General features: G+C 62.0%; 14 protein-coding genes. 1 reads left to right on the plus strand and 13 read right to left on the minus strand.

From position 1 onward, the window contains the following. Positions 1-66 precede the first annotated feature (66 nt). The 11 genes from gspD to gspE all read right to left on the minus strand — a co-directional run bounded on the left by gspD (position 67) and on the right by gspE (position 11,448). Positions 67-2,763, minus strand: a complete 2,697-nt coding sequence (gene gspD / locus HDE80_RS15440; protein ID WP_184672364.1) for a type II secretion system secretin GspD — start codon at positions 2,761-2,763, stop codon at positions 67-69. A 14-nt stretch (positions 2,764-2,777) separates the two neighbouring features. Beyond that, on the minus strand, positions 2,778-3,491 hold the full coding sequence (locus tag HDE80_RS15445; RefSeq protein WP_184672366.1) for a general secretion pathway protein GspN: 714 nt from the start codon (positions 3,489-3,491) through the stop codon (positions 2,778-2,780). Continuing rightward, entirely contained in the window at positions 3,488-4,150 is a 663-nt protein-coding gene (gene gspM / locus HDE80_RS15450; protein ID WP_184672368.1) for a type II secretion system protein GspM, read from the minus strand. Before gspM ends, HDE80_RS15445 begins: the two co-directional genes overlap by 4 nt. Next, on the minus strand, positions 4,147-5,313 hold the full coding sequence (locus HDE80_RS15455; protein WP_184672370.1) for a PilN domain-containing protein: 1,167 nt from the start codon (positions 5,311-5,313) through the stop codon (positions 4,147-4,149). The genes gspM and HDE80_RS15455 overlap by 4 nt, the downstream gene beginning before the upstream one ends. Beyond that, positions 5,310-6,188, minus strand: coding sequence for a type II secretion system protein GspK (locus HDE80_RS15460; RefSeq protein WP_184672372.1), 879 nt, complete (start codon positions 6,186-6,188; stop codon positions 5,310-5,312). The genes HDE80_RS15455 and HDE80_RS15460 overlap by 4 nt, the downstream gene beginning before the upstream one ends. Next, positions 6,185-6,844: a prepilin-type N-terminal cleavage/methylation domain-containing protein gene (locus tag HDE80_RS15465; protein ID WP_184672374.1), complete on the minus strand. Its 660-nt coding sequence runs from the start codon at positions 6,842-6,844 to the stop codon at positions 6,185-6,187. The genes HDE80_RS15460 and HDE80_RS15465 overlap by 4 nt, the downstream gene beginning before the upstream one ends. 41 nt (positions 6,845-6,885) lie before the next feature. Next, positions 6,886-7,329 (minus strand): prepilin-type N-terminal cleavage/methylation domain-containing protein, encoded by a 444-nt coding sequence (locus HDE80_RS15470; protein ID WP_255483827.1) that lies wholly within the window; start codon positions 7,327-7,329, stop codon positions 6,886-6,888. Then, positions 7,326-7,781: a GspH/FimT family pseudopilin gene (locus tag HDE80_RS15475; RefSeq protein WP_345776468.1), complete on the minus strand. Its 456-nt coding sequence runs from the start codon at positions 7,779-7,781 to the stop codon at positions 7,326-7,328. The genes HDE80_RS15470 and HDE80_RS15475 overlap by 4 nt, the downstream gene beginning before the upstream one ends. Before the next feature lie 149 nt (positions 7,782-7,930). Then, positions 7,931-8,350: a type II secretion system major pseudopilin GspG gene (gene gspG, locus HDE80_RS15480; RefSeq protein WP_184602715.1), complete on the minus strand. Its 420-nt coding sequence runs from the start codon at positions 8,348-8,350 to the stop codon at positions 7,931-7,933. Positions 8,351-8,495: 145 nt separating this feature from the next. Further along, the gene (gspF, locus tag HDE80_RS15485) at positions 8,496-9,713 is read right to left on the minus strand and encodes a type II secretion system inner membrane protein GspF (protein WP_184602717.1); all 1,218 of its coding nucleotides are present in this window, start codon (positions 9,711-9,713) and stop codon (positions 8,496-8,498) included. A 1-nt stretch (position 9,714) separates the two neighbouring features. Further along, the gene (gene gspE / locus HDE80_RS15490; RefSeq protein ID WP_184602719.1) at positions 9,715-11,448 is read right to left on the minus strand and encodes a type II secretion system ATPase GspE; all 1,734 of its coding nucleotides are present in this window, start codon (positions 11,446-11,448) and stop codon (positions 9,715-9,717) included. A gap of 779 nt (positions 11,449-12,227) precedes the next feature. Here gspE and HDE80_RS15495 point away from each other — a divergent pair. Further along, positions 12,228-13,028 carry a TatD family hydrolase gene (locus HDE80_RS15495; protein WP_184672378.1) on the plus strand — a complete coding sequence of 267 codons (801 nt, stop codon included), beginning with the start codon at positions 12,228-12,230 and terminating at the stop codon, positions 13,026-13,028. 38 nt (positions 13,029-13,066) lie between these two features. On the opposite strand, the gene HDE80_RS15500 is transcribed toward HDE80_RS15495, so the two are convergent. Beyond that, positions 13,067-13,597 carry an rRNA large subunit pseudouridine synthase E gene (locus HDE80_RS15500; RefSeq protein WP_184672380.1) on the minus strand — a complete coding sequence of 177 codons (531 nt, stop codon included), beginning with the start codon at positions 13,595-13,597 and terminating at the stop codon, positions 13,067-13,069. Between the two features lie 40 nt (positions 13,598-13,637). Then, positions 13,638-14,564 (minus strand): class I SAM-dependent methyltransferase, encoded by a 927-nt coding sequence (locus tag HDE80_RS15505; RefSeq protein ID WP_184672381.1) that lies wholly within the window; start codon positions 14,562-14,564, stop codon positions 13,638-13,640. Between the last annotated feature and the right edge of the window lie 210 nt (positions 14,565-14,774).

A 14,774-nucleotide genomic window follows, 5' to 3' on the forward strand; every position in this document is an offset into this window, starting at 1 on the left:
GGGCGCCATGCGTTAGGCAGCGTCAGGACAAGCCATCCGTGGCTCGCCCGTCGACGCGGTACAAGGTCAAGGAGTTGCCAGGCAACTGTTCTCCTGCTTGCGCGCCGCATCGACGCTACCGAGTCGATTGCTGTGCTCACGCGCTTGCGCGATGACCTGCCAGTTGCGCTCGCACAGCGAACCATGATGCGAACCCTGTCGCCACGACTGCATCGCCAGATTCTGCGCGGTCGCATAGTCGGACTGGCGCAGCGCATCTTCCGCATGCTGCTGCAGTTGCTCAGGCCAGTTCGGTGCCGGAACACCCGTCGACGCAGCGCTTGCCGATGGGGTATTGGACGATACGGGCAGCGCCCCTGGCGCCGATGACTGCAGCGCGGTGGAAAGGGCCAGGGCCATCGGCGTGGTGGGGGCAGTTGATGCGCGCAACGGCTGCAACGATTCAAACTTGCTCTGATAATCGCTAGTCACCTGCTTGGCATCCTCACTGCTGCGGATCACTTTGGGCGTGATCAGCACGATCAGTTCTGTGCGCGTGCGGCTTTTGCTGGTGGTGCCAAACAGTCGACCCAGCACGGGAATGTCGCTGAGAAACGGAACGCCGGTGTTGCCCACCTCGTTGTCCTGGGTTATCAGACCTCCCAACAGCACAGTCTGGCCACTCTGTACTGCAACCTGGGTCGACACATCGCGCTGGGCGATGGTGGGGTTGCCCTGCGAATTGGTCGTCGTCGATGCCGTGCTTACCTGTTGATGCACATTCAGATACACCAGACCGCCTGGATTCACACGCGGCTGCACATCGAGGATGACGCCGGTAGGAATATACGTGACCGTACTGGCGGTGGTGTCGGTAGTAGTGGTGCCACCCAGGCCAATCAATGACGTCTGGTTGACCGGTATCTGGTTGCCGACCTGGATATGCGCCAGCTGGTTGTTCATCACCACCATGGAGGGCGCGGACAGCGTCTTGGAATTGGCGCTGGTTTCCATCGCACTGATCGCGACCTGGGTATTGCTGTTGATGAAGGAATAGAAGAGTGTGTCTGCGCTGGTGGGCACCGTGCCGCCGCCGCCTGCGCCGATATTGCGATGACGGTACGTCTGGCCCGGCGTGATCGTGGTGCCGGAAGTAGTGGAGCCGGTCAGCCCGTCAAGGTAGTACTGCACGCCGAACGCGAACTGGTTCGTGAGCGTCACCTCGAGGATGCGCGTTTCGATCTGTACCTGCAGCGGCACGTTGTCGAGCTTCTTGATGGCTTCCTGCATCTCCTTCCACTGCGACGGCCGGGCGCGGACCAGCAGCTGATTGTTGCTGTCGACCGAGCTGATGCGGACGCTGCCGTCGCTGGATGTGTACTGCTGATCGCTTGAAGCATCGCTGCCGTTGCCGCCCGCACCACTGGCGCTGCCACCGACGCCACTACCGAGGCTGGATGACGAGCCGCTTGAACTCCCAATGCCACCGCTCGTATTCAATCCACCGCTGCTGCTGCCCAGACCGCCCAGTCCGGACGTACCGCTTGAACTGCCCAACCCGCCGAGGCCACTGGTGCCGGACGAGGACGATCCGAAGCTGCCGGCGGTGCTGCCCAAGCTTTGCGAGCTGCTGTTGTTGCCGCTTCCCAGCGTACTGCCGGTCAGGCCCGGACCGACCTTGCCATTGGCATCGCTGCCGTTGCCGGAACCCGAACCGTTGGCATAAATCTGCCCCAGGTATTTGGCGAGATCGGATGCCTTGAGGTTGCGCACGTCGTAGACGAACAGCTGTGGCTCGTTGCCACCACCGGCGTCGATCTTGGCAATCCAGTCGCCGACTTCCTGCAGGTACTGCGGCTGTGTGCTGATCACCACCATCGCATTGGTGCGTTCAATCGGGATAAAGCGCAGCGTGCCAGCCAGCGGCGTATCACCATGTTCGCCGAACATGCCATCGAGTTTCGGCATCAGCTCATCAACCTTGGCGTACTGCAGGTTGAATACGCCGATCGACATGCCACGCAGCCAATCGACGTCGAAGGTTTTCACCATGCTGGAATAATTGGCCAGCTCTTCCGGCGTACCGGACATCACAATGAGATTGCGCGAAGGGTCTGCCAGCAGCACGGCATCCTGCCGGGCGAACGGCTTGATCAGCTTCTGCATCTCAGTAGCGGAAATGTAGCGCAACGGGAAAAGCCGCGACTGCAGACCACCTGATGGTGCGTTAGCGCCCAGGCTGGGCACCATATTGCCGGCCACGGCATCTTTTTCAGGCAGCACGACATAGCCGCCGGCACGCTTGACCAGCGCGTTATGGGTCCACGACAGCAGCGTCTCCAGTATCGGCAATGCCTGGCTGCTGTCCACCGGTTCGGAGGTAGAGAACGAGATATTGCCTTGCACGCCCGGCACGATGGTGTAGTTCTGTTTGAGCAGATCACCGAGGATCGCCTTGACTACCGCCTGCACCGGCTGATTCTCGAAATTGAAGGTCACTGCGCCGTCGCCGGTTGCCGCTGGACGCGGCGTGCTCAACGCAGTGGGATGGATGAAGTTGCCCGTACCCGGGCTGATCTCCGACTTCGGCGTGGCAGCGCCGCTGCCCCCGTTGAGATCGTTGTTGAGCGGCAGCGGTGCTGGCACCGGATTTTGCGTGCCGGCCATCGCTTCGCGCTGCAGCGCGCTGTCGTCGTGCACCTGCGAGCTGGCGCAACCGACCAGCCACACGGTCAAGGCGATGGTGCTGGTACGCAGAACATGTTGAGTGAGCTTGCGAAACATGAATCACCTACTCCTTAGTGAGATGCCGCGGCGCGTTCGGCGCGGCGTCTCTGATTTGCCTGTTTGATTCGATCGAGCAACGGTGACGCGGGTGGCGCATCCTGCGGTGGTTGTGCATTGCCGGGCGGTCCCGGTTGTCGTCCGACGCCATGCGGCCCGATGCGGATCATCGCGTCGGCGGGCACCTGTTGATTGTTGGCGTTGGCATCCCCGTTCGGCATTCCCGGTACAGCCGCCTTTGGATCATCGAACGGTGCCCCCGCCGGCAGCTTCAACTCGGTTCGACCACCGGATGCATCGAATAGTGCCGAGCGCGGACGAACTTCCACCAGCTTTACACTGCCATCGGGCATCGCCTCACCCTCGTGCAGGCGAATCTGGCGATCGCCGTTCTTGTCATGCAGCAAGGCCATGTGCAGGCCCGACGTGAGAATGATGCCGGTGAGCGTGAGATCACCCAACGACGTGCCGCCATTGGCAATGCGGGCTATCGGCTTGCGATCAGGAGTGAACAACGGCTTCTGCCAGACCAGCGCGAAGCTTTGTAAAGGCAGCGGTGTCGGCAGATTGGCCGCGTTGTTGCCCGGTGGCAGCATGGTTGGCGGTCGTGGCGTATTCCAGTGCACCTTGCGTCCCACGCCGCTCAGCAGTAGCAGCAACACGATCGCCAGCAGCGCGACGATCGCAGCAAGCATCGGCGTCAGACGTCGTTGATTGGCAGCATTCATGGCGCAGCTCCCTGTCCCGGTACACGCGAGCCTGCCGGAACAAGCGGCGAAGCCGCTGGCGTATCGTGTGCAGGACGCACGTAGCCGGACAGTGTGAACTGCACCTCGAGCGGTGCCGCGTTATTTTGCTGCGCCGCGACCGGATTGCGATAAATGCTCAGGTCATCAATGAATACGTAGGGCGTGCCCTGCTCCAGCGCCTGCAGCACTTGCGCCAGCGACTCGATATCACAGCTGAGGTTGATGCTCACGGCCGCCTTGCGATACGGCTCACCGGGCGTCGCTGGTGGGTTGGGTATCGGTACCTTCTGGCTCACCACACAGCTGCCGCCCTGGGTGCTGGTACCGACCACGTCGACCACGCGCTGCATCAAATCAGCCGCAGCCGTATTCGGATCATCCTCGGCCAGAAACGCGTTGCTGCTGGCCTGTCCCGCACCGAGCGTGGCAATGCGTTGCTGCAGCGCCGGCTTTTCGGCAATCGCCGCGGCGAAGCGGCCCTGCGTATCGCGCAGGTCGACCATGTCGCTGCTGATCTGCTTCAGCGGCGCCACGAACCACCAGTGCAACAGCACGAAATAGCCGATCACCAGTGCTACCAGCAGCAGGCCGATCGCGGCAAGGCGACTGTCACGCGGATTGAGGCTGAGCTTTTTCATGGCACGCCTCCACCAACCGCCGTGGCCGACGGCTTGCCTTTGCCGGCGGCCGGCTGACGCAGCTGCGCGGTCAGATAGAACCGTTCCTTGCCCGTGGTGGGATCCGGCTGAATGCTGCCCTGAAAACTGGCGTTCGTGATCAGGGTGGAATCCTTCAGCGCGTCGAGCAGCTTGGCCGCCTGCACGCTCTGACCCTGCAATCCGACCTGGCCGGTGTTGTCGACGCTGAAACGCTCCAGCCATGCCGTGTCGGGTAGGCGCGTCGTGATCTCCTGCATCAGGCTGAGCATGCTGACGGTGCTTTTCTTGCGCTGAGCCAGAAAGCCGGCGGCACCCGCATTGTCCTGCAACTGCTGCCGCAGCGAGGTGACCTGCTGCGCCTCGCTGCGCATGCTTTCCACCGTGTCCTGCATGTTCGCCAGCGCAGCCTGCCGGTTGTGCAACCAGGTGGCCAGCGTCAACAACAGCAGCACAACAGCACCAGCCGCCAATGCGAGATTCAAGCGCAGGCGCGGCCGCACGCGCCGCGTTGTCTGCTCAGGCGGCAGCAGATTGACGCCGAGCCGATCATTGCCGACCGCCAAATCGACGGCATCGATCGGAATGCTCAGCGTGCCCAGAAGTGCCAACAGCGGATCGAGCGTGCTGCGCGTCACCGCTACCAGCTCCGCATTGACGCGTCCGGCTGCGGCCGGCTGTGGCAGTTCGCGCACCGCGTAATACACCTGCGCCGCACTGAACGGCGTCTGCCGATCGATCTCGAACGCCATCACTTGCAGCAGGTTGTCGCGTGCCGCCAGCGGCAAGGCGAGCGTGCGGCGCAAGACGGCAGCTGTCGGCAGCAGCAACGCCAGCCGCAGATCTTCAGGGTCTATATTTTTCAGCGCGCTGGTCAACGTGGTCTGCTGGATCAGGCTGTCGTCGCTGTCGTTCCAGCGCGTCATCGGCAGACTGTTGCCCGCGCGGCGCAACGACCACTGCGTACCCTCATGCTGCAGCAGATACCAGTCCGCGCCACCGCTGAAAAAACTCTGCCAGCGCACCGGCAGCAGAGCGCGCAGCTCGCCGCCCCACCAGCAGAAAAAATCCGGCAGCGGTGAACCGCGCCAGGCGCGGCGCATGCGATCCACCAATGGCCGCAGCGACTGCGTAGCCGTACTCATTCTTCGTCCCCCTCCTGCCAGCGCAGCACCGCAAAGGGTTGCGCACCGGTTTGTCCCTGCTGTAAACGCATCGTCGCGCGCAGCACTGCACGCGTACCGTCGGCCAGTGTCGCCTCCGACCGAATACTATGCGTTACTCCGTTGTTGAGAACCATACCGGCATCGCTGGCGCCCTTCTGCCTTGCCGCGTAAATGACGGCTTCCTGCGCCGCAGTCATGCCGGGAATCGCTGCCAGTGCAAGCGGGGGCGCCGTGTTGGGATCGGGCGCCGCATTGCCGGACCAGATCGTGATGTCCGGGGCAATCACGCGATAGAGCGCTGGCGTCATCCCCAGCACCATCTGCAACTCCTCGATACTGACGAACGGACCATTGCGCGGACCGTAATCATGTCCGGCCGCCGCATAAGCCGCGCGACGCTTGTCAAGGTCACTCGCTATCAATGGAGCGCTGCGCCAGTCCACGACGTTGGCAGCCAGTGATTGGGCTGCCGCCTGCGGCGTGCCCGCCGCCTGAAACAGCGCCTGCAGGATTTGCGGCGTGGCCGCATTGAGATCCACCTTGCCGTTTTCGCCAATCGCAGAGACCTTGATCTCGGCGGCGTCGAATGCGAAAGAATAAATGCGTCCATCGCCGATCCAGCGATTCTTGTTGATCGGATCCTGCAGGCCGTAGAAAGCACGCATGATGCCGGCCTCGGCAGCGTAATGCGCCTGCGTCTGCGCAAACTGATAGCGTGCCTGCAGACCCTCGGTCCGGGCCAGCGCCGCGTAACCACCCAGCAAAATCGCCAGTAATGTGCAGGCCCATAGCACCAGCAGCAGCGCCACGCCGCGCTGACTTGACCTTGAGTGATGAACCAACGCCCGCGTCATCGCGCGCCCCCGCTCACCGCATTCAGCGGCTGCAGACCAGTGGCTGCACCGCTGGCCAGCGGATTGACCCGCAACGGAACCTCGATCAACGGCCACGCGTAATTGCCCTGCGGCTGCAGCTGCACGCGCACGAGCAGCGGCAGCAGCCGTCCATCCGGCCAGGCGGCAGACCATGGCACCTTCTGGCCCAACGCATCCAGCCCGCGATAGGCAAAGCCGCCGCTTCTGATGTGATCGAGCAAGACCTGCGGGTCGCCCAGTGCTTTCGGCGGCGATCCATCCGGCGGCAGCAAGGCGAGACTGAGCACCAGGCTGGCATCGCCGTGGCCATCATCGACTAGCTTCAGACTCTGCAGCTGCGGCCCAAGCTTGCCGAGATAGCCAGGCAGCGGCGCGACGTAACGCATTTCGTGCGCGTCGCCCTGGAAATAGATGTTCTCGCCGCGCTCGTTCTTGCTGATCGGCTGGGCCATGCTCTGCGCGAGCTCGCGCTGCAGAAACTGCTGCGCCGAGCGGATCTGGTCGATCCGCTCCACCGCCGCCGTGCCCGAACGCACGCTATGCGTGGCCGTGCGCAAGCCCGAATACACGCCGATCAGCAGCAGGGCAAGCAGCACCAGCGATGCCAGCACTTCGAGCAAGGTGAAACCGGCCATCGGCCTAGGAGACTTTGTAAAGGCTCTAAGCACGGCAGAATTCATGGTGCCGGCCGCATCATGTTGGCGGCATCCTGGCCGGCTAGCCGCAACGTGCGGAAGTGGGCCGAACGTGGATGCCCGATCGGCCCCCACAGCACATCCAGATCCAACTGATATAAATGCAGCGGGGCGGCCGGTGGCTGGATGCCGGCATCGTTCCACGGCGTCACAGCGAGCTGCCAGCGGAACTGGTTGTTGAACTGACCCGCACTGCTGCCCGTCTTGATCGGCTCTCCGATGAAAGCGCTATCGAGCAGGCCTCGCGCCCACAACGCCGCCTCGCTATAGCCGGCCGCATTCTGGGTGAGGCTGATCGAACCGCCGGCCACTTTCATCAACGCAGCAAAAGCGATGGCCAGCAGCATGATGGCGGCGATCACTTCGATCAGGCTGAAGCCGCGCTGCGCGCGCCTGGTCTGCATACCTGACAAACGGCAACTCATTGCATCGCCACCGTCGTATCGACTACGCGTACTTCGCCGGTCAGCCATGACACGTTGACGTGCCACTCGCGCTTGCCGCTGGTCAAGGTGATGCGGCCGCCGGTAGAGCTGCCATCGGGGAAAAAGCGGATGCGTCCGGTGTGATCGTTCGGCTGGTCGTCCTTCGCGCTGGTGACGCTGAGCTGCAAACCTTTTGGCAGTGGCACGTTTTGCTGCTTCAGGTTGCTATAGCTGTTGCTGCGCGTATCGATATCGAAATTCTGCTGCTGGCCCTTCACGATCGCCTGCGCCCGCGTGGCGCGCAGCGCGCCGGCCAATTCGCTGCTGGCTGCGTTTATCCGCACACTGGCCAAACCTTGCGTGACCGAAAACGATACCGCCGCGGCCGCTATCCCGATAAGCAGGATCACGGCGAGCATTTCGAGGAGGGTAAAGCCATGCGCGCGTTTGATGCGCGCAGAGAACAGGGAGCCACCCGAGGTGGCCTGGCGGGAAGCCACCCGAGGTGACCTAGCGTGGAACGCAAGAGCAGCGACATTCGCATGCTCTTGTTGCTCACTCGCCACTAGACCACCTCGGGCGGCTCCCCGTTCCCTGATGTTCATTGCCAGTTACCAACATCCTGACTGTAGCCATCACCACCGGGCTTGCCGTCCTGACCATAGAAGATCAGATCGAAGCTGCCGTGCTGGCCCGGATACTGGTAACCGAATTGATGGCCCCAGGGATCTTTCAACTCGGACTCTTTCGCGTACGGTCCCTGCCAGTTGGTGGCATTCGCCGGCTTGGTCATCAGATCGTCCAGCTGCTGCGGCGGCGAGCCGTTGTCGAGCGCATAGTTTTCGATCTTCTGGCTCAGCGTCATCAGTTGCGCCTTGCCCGCACCGTACTTGCCCTTGTCGACGTTCTTGCCAACCTGGGTCACCACCACCGCACCGATGATGCCGATCAATACGATCACCGCCAGCATTTCGAGCAGGGTGAAGCCTTTCGAGCGCGAAGTGTTGAGGGAGCCACCCAAGGTGGCCCGGCGGGAAATAGCAAGCGGGGAACGCGAACGCCTCAATGCAGCAACAGCTTCGACTTTGGCGCTTCCCTGATCCCTGAACCCGACTCTTGGTTCCCGCTTCATCAAATCATGCATCGTGTTCTCTCCGTTCAAATCTTCATTGAATATTGCTGGTCAAACTCAGCAGCGGCAGCAGAATTGCGGCCATGATGATCGCCACCATCACCGTCATCACGATGGTCAGTGCCGGCACCAATGCAGCAAGCAAGCGATCAATCGCACGCTTGGATTCAAGTTCAAAGGTATCAGCGACTTTCAGCAGCATGGTGTCCAGCTGGCCGGCCTCTTCGCCGACCTGGACCATCTGCATGGCCAGCCGTGGAAACAGTTTTGACTGGCCCAGCGCCAGACTCAGGCCCGAGCCACCCTTGACCTGTTCGTGTGCCTGGATCAGCGCGGCATCAAGCGCGCGATTACTGGTGACCTGGCGCGCGATAGTCAGCGCACTCAGCAGCGGCACGCCGTTTTTCAACAGCGTGCCGAGCGTGCGGGCGATGCGCGCGGTTTCCACTTTCAGCAGCAGCGGACCGACCAGCCGCATGCTCAGCATTTTCGTATTCCAGGCCAGCCGTGCCTGCGGGTCACGCAATCGCGCGCGCCAGAAAAACACGCCGCCACCGATCAGCAGGATGATCAGCCACCACCACGCCTGCAGCGTGTTGCCCACCACCAGCACGGCCTGGGTGATCCACGGAATCGGTACCTGCATGTCGGCGAAGATCGGCACGAACTGCGGCACCACGTAAGCCAACAACAGCACCAGCGAACCGAGTACACCAACCATCAGGAACGCTGGGTAGATCAGCGCATTGATGATGCTGCCGCGCATCGCCTGCGCGCGTTCCAGGTAATCGGCCAGGCGACGCAGCGTTTCTTCCAGCGAGCCGCCCGCTTCACCCGCGCGCACCAGACTGATGTAGAGCTTGGGAAACACGCCCAGTTCTTCATCCAGCGACTGCGACAGCGTGGTGCCGCCGCGCACCCGATCGCGCACGCGTTCGACCATCTTCTTGGCATGCTCGCCCTCGGGCAGATCGAGCAGGATGCTCAGCGCGCGATCGAGCGGCTGGCCGGCACCGAGCAGGGTCGCCAACTGATGAGTGAACTGCGCCAGCTGATCGCCGGTGAACGGGCCACGCTTGAACAGACCAGCCAGCCCGCTGCCACCGGCCGCGCCATCGGCGGGCTGCGCGGCCAGCAACGTATGACCCTGATCCTGCAGGCGACCGATCACGTCCTCGACGCTGGCCGCTTCCATCTGGCCTTGCAGCATCTCGCCGGCGTCGCTGACTGCCTTGTAGCTGAATTGCGCCACGTCAACCGTCCTGCGTAACGCGCATGACTTCTTCCAGCGTAGTGACGCCACTCACGGCCTTGGCGATGCCGTCCTCGTACATCGTGCGCATGCCTTCACTGCGCGCCTGACGTTCGATTTCGCCGGCATCGGCGCGCTGCATCACCAATCGGCGCAAGGGATCGCTCATGGTGAGAAATTCCATGATCGCGCGGCGGCCGCGGTATCCGGTTGGGTTGGCTGCGCTGCTGCCCGGCTTCCACAAACGAATCGGTCGCTCGTCGGTGTATTTTTCCAGCTCGAACTGCTCGATCACTTCGGGCAGCGCTTCGTAGGCAATCGCGGTTTCCGGATCGAGCCGGCGCACCAGTCGCTGTGCCAGGATGCCGTTGATGGTCGAGCCGAGCAGGTAATCTTCAACACCCATATCGAGCAGTCGCGTGATGCCACCGGCGGCACTGTTGGTGTGCAGCGTGGAGAGCACCAGATGGCCGGTGAGCGCGGACTGGATCGCGATGCGGCAGGTTTCCAGATCGCGCATTTCGCCAATCATGATCACGTCCGGATCCTGACGCATGATCGAGCGCAGCGCGCCGGAGAAATCGAGCCCGATCTGCGGCTTCACCTGGATCTGGTTGATGCCTTCGAGCTGATACTCGACCGGATCCTCGACCGTGATGATCTTGACGTCATTGGTATTGATCTGCGACAGCGCGGTGTACAGCGTGGTGGTCTTGCCGGAACCCGTGGGACCGGTCACCAGCAGAATGCCGTGCGGACGATTGAGCACGTCGACGAAGCGCTGCTGAAAGCTGTCGGTGAAACCCAGCGAGGCGAAGTCGAACACCACCGACTCGCGATCGAGGATACGCATCACCACCGACTCGCCGAAACTGGTCGGCACGGTCGATACGCGCAAGTCCAACTCCTTGCCCTGCACGCGCAACTGGATGCGGCCATCCTGCGGCAGGCGGCGCTCGGCGATATTCAGCCTCGCCATGATCTTGACGCGCGAAATCACCGCCGCGGTCGATGACGACGGCGGCGCCTCCACTTCATGCAGCACGCCGTCGATGCGATAGCGCACTTTCAGACGATTCTCGAACGGCTCGATATGCACGTCCGACGCGCGCTGCTCGACCGCGCGCTGCAGGATAAGGTTGACCAGCCGAATGACCGGCGCTTCCGAGGCGAGATCGCGCAGATGCTCGACGTCGTCCTCTTCGGCAGCACTGCCATCGAGGTTCTCCACGATGGTGCCCATGGCCGAACGACCGGTGCCGTAATAACGTTCGATCAGCCCGTCGATTTCCGAACGCAGGCCGACCCGCAGTGCGACCGGCCGACCAGCCGCCAGGGTCACCGCCTGCAGCGGATACGGATCGGCCGGATCAGAGACAATCAGGGCCAGCCCGTCTTTTTCATCCTGCACCGGCACCACGTGGTGCTGTTTCAGAAAGCGCAACGATATTTCCAGCTCGGCGGGCGGCAGCTCGGGCGCATCGCGCGCGGCCAGCAGCGGCACCTGCAGCAACTCGACCCAGGCCTCGGCCAGATCGCGCTCGGACACCAGCCCCAGCCGCGCCATCAGGGTGGTGAGCGTGCCTTCGGCCGACTCCTCGTGCAGACGGCGCGCACGGCCCAGATCGCTGTCTTTCAAACGACCACGCGCAACCAGCCATGCACAGACTTCCGCTTCGCGATCGTCTGCCGCCATGCCGGCCCCGCTTGCCGCCGGCTTGATGACTGCCGACATGATTCCACCCCGCTCAATGCTTTTGAGAAGCCGTCAACGCCGGTTGTCGCGAACCACCCGCTTTGACGAAATAACCACCATAACTATCACAACTTGATTATCCCAGCGTGGCGGCTGCTGAATTTTGCCAACCATCGCTCGATCATCTTGTTGTTGTCGGAGATGATGTCGACATCATGCCCCGGCCCACATCACACCCAGAACCGCCCGCCATTGTGCCGTCTCCACCCGTTCAGCGGCGTCTTCACATCTTAGGAAAATTTCCTGCATCCATTTTTGTGTCATGGGTGTATGTGGGTCTGACCCGGCTGCTGGCGGTTAGTTCGAACAGCTCATCTGGATAACGTCAACGCCATGCGGGTAACGGTATTGGCACCTCCGACGCCGCGTCGCAGGGCACCACCCTGGCTCGCTTGCTGCAAGATATTCCGCTGCCGCGTCCGGGCGAGGTGCTGGGGGCGATCCCGGGCATGGTGGTGACCCACCAGCATTCCGCCGATGGCAAGGCAAACAATACTTCTTGCGCGGCTACAACCTCGACAATGGCATCGATTTCGCCGCCATTGTCGGCGGTGTGCCGGTCAATATGCCTACCAACGTACACAATCAGGGGTATTCCGACCTCAACGCCTGATACCCGAGCTGGCGCAACAGATCGATCACCGCAAGTGCACCTGTGATTACGAAACCTTTCCTCTATCGTCGTTCCCACGTGCTGAGGCCGCTTGCGACGCCATCGATGTCTGGGACAATCCCGCTTTACCTGTCGCGGCCTAACCATGCAGTTGCTCGATATTGGCGTCAATCTCGGTCACGAATCGTTTCAGCACGATCTCGATGAAGTGCTGCAGCGCGCTGCAAGGCATGGTGTGAGCCGGATGATCCTGACTGGCGCTTCGCGCGAAGGCAGCGCGCATGCGCTGGCTTTGGCCAAAGCACATCCTGGCAAGCTGTTTGCCACGGCCGGCGTGCATCCGCATCATGCGATCGATTACGACGACGCGACGGATACCCAGCTGCGCGAGCTCGCGCACGATCCAGTCGTGCGCGCCATCGGCGAAACCGGATTGGACTACAACCGCAACTATTCGCCGCGCGAGGTGCAACTGCAGGTGTTTGAACGGCAGCTGCAAATTGCCGTCGACATGCAGAAACCACTGTTTCTGCACCAACGCGATGCGCACGAGGACTTTGTCGCGGTACTGCGGCGTTACCGCGACAGGGTACCGGCTGCCGTGGTGCACTGCTTTACCGATACCGATGAGGCGCTGCGCGACTATCTGGCGTTGGATTGCCATATCGGTATCACCGGCTGGATCTGCGACGAACGTCGCGGCACGCATCTACGGGCGCTTGTACGCGAGATTCCGGCCAACCGATTGATGATCGAAACCGATGCGCCGTATCTGCTGCCCCGCACGGTGCGACCGCAGCCGAAGCATCGACGCAACGAACCGATGTATCTGAAACATATCTGTGAGGAAATCGCGCGTGATCGCGGTGAGCCGGCTGAGGTGACGGCAGCGAACAGCACGGCGACAGCCGAGGCGTTTTTCGGCTTGTCCAGAGCCTGCTCATAGGCTCCCGTTACACGGTCGCCATGGCGCCGACCACGCTATCACAGCATGCGCGTCTCGCCCGACGCCAGACCGTCCAGCACGTAATCACCCACCCTTACACGGATCAATCGCAGCGTGGGGAACCCCACGGCAGCCGTCATACGCCGCACCTGCCGATTGCGACCTTCGCGAATCGACAGACTGAGCCAACTGGTGGGTAGGTGCTTGCGAAAGCGCACCGGCGGATCGCGCGGCCATAGCCAGCCTGGCTCGTCGATGCGTTCCGCGGTGGCTGGCAGGCTGGGTCCGTCGTTCAACAACACGCCGTTCCGCAGGGCCGACAGCGCCGTTTCGTTGATTTCGCCATCGACCTGCGCCACATAGGTTTTCGGCTGTTTATGGCGGGGATCGGTGAGCCGATGCGCCAGTGCGCCATCATCGGTCAGCAGCAGCAAACCCTCACTGTCCTGATCCAGCCGTCCGGCCGCATAGACGTCTTTTTGCCTGACGAAATCGGCCAGCGTGCGGCGGCCATTTTCATCGGTGAACTGGCACAGCACCCCGTAGGGTTTATTCAGTGCGATCAGCATGATGGCTTACCGCACACAACATTCCTCACCAACGCTGGCCTCAAGGTGTCGCGGTGGCCGGCGCCGGTTTGACGAAGCGCAAGGTCATCCGATCGGATTCGCCGATCGCCTGATACTTGGCCTTGTCGGTATCACCCAGCGCGAACGTGGGCGGCAAGGTCCAGACGCCTTTGGGATAATTTTTCGTGTCCTTCGGATTGGCGTTGATCTCGCTGCTGTCTTCCAGCGTGAAGCCGGCATCGGTCGCCATCTTCACCACATACTTGGTTGGCAGATAGCCGCTCTTTTTTACCGCATCCAGCATGGCGCTATCGTCGGCCCGATGGTCGACCACGCCAAGCACGCCGCCCGGCCGCAACACCGCATAAAACGCCTTGAACATGGCCGACGTGGTGTCGGCCCCATCTTTATTGGTGCTGGCCCAGTTGTGCACGTTGCGGAAAGTCAGCACCAGATCGGCAGAACCCGGCGCGCCGAACACCGGCGCCTTGGGGTCGAACTCGACTACCTTGGCTTTCCCGTAGTGCATGAGGTCGGAGGCAAACTTGCGATGCAGGGCATCATCGTCCTTGCTTGCCTCGTCACCGCTGGCCGGCTTCTCCACGGCAGCGATGTAATGACCGTCGTCATGCAGCAACGGCGCCAGGATCTCGCTGTACCAGCCGCCACCGGGCGTGATTTCGATCACTGTCTCATCGGGGCGGATGCCGAAAAACTGCAAGGTCGCCTTGGGATGACGATAGACGTCGCGGGCGCGGTTGTTCGGCGAACGCCAGTCGCCGGCCAGTGCGCTGTCCAGCTGCTGACCGGTGAAATCGCTGGCACTGGTGGGCGGCACTAGTGTGTCGGTCGGCTGATCCTGCGCCATCGAACTGGACGCTGTAGCCTGCGCTGCAGCCAACGTGGGCAAGCCGATGCATGCGGCAAGCAACCATGCTGCAAGCGTGCGTGAACGAATTATTTCCATGCTGCCAGCCCCTTACCTGTATTTCACTGTTGATCGACGTTGCGTTGCATCTCACCAACGCTGCACGACCATAGCTTGTGCAAACACGTTGTTGCGTGAAGACATTCTACGTCAGCCATCGCAAGCCATCGCTGTCGCTCAATTTCGATACTTGGCGGCTTGCCGGCTTCCCACGCGACCACGGCTCGTGACTTCATGGATCATCTCCTG

The organism is Rhodanobacter sp. A1T4 (genome assembly GCF_014207185.1).
Taxonomy (GTDB): Bacteria; Pseudomonadota; Gammaproteobacteria; order Xanthomonadales; family Rhodanobacteraceae; genus Rhodanobacter.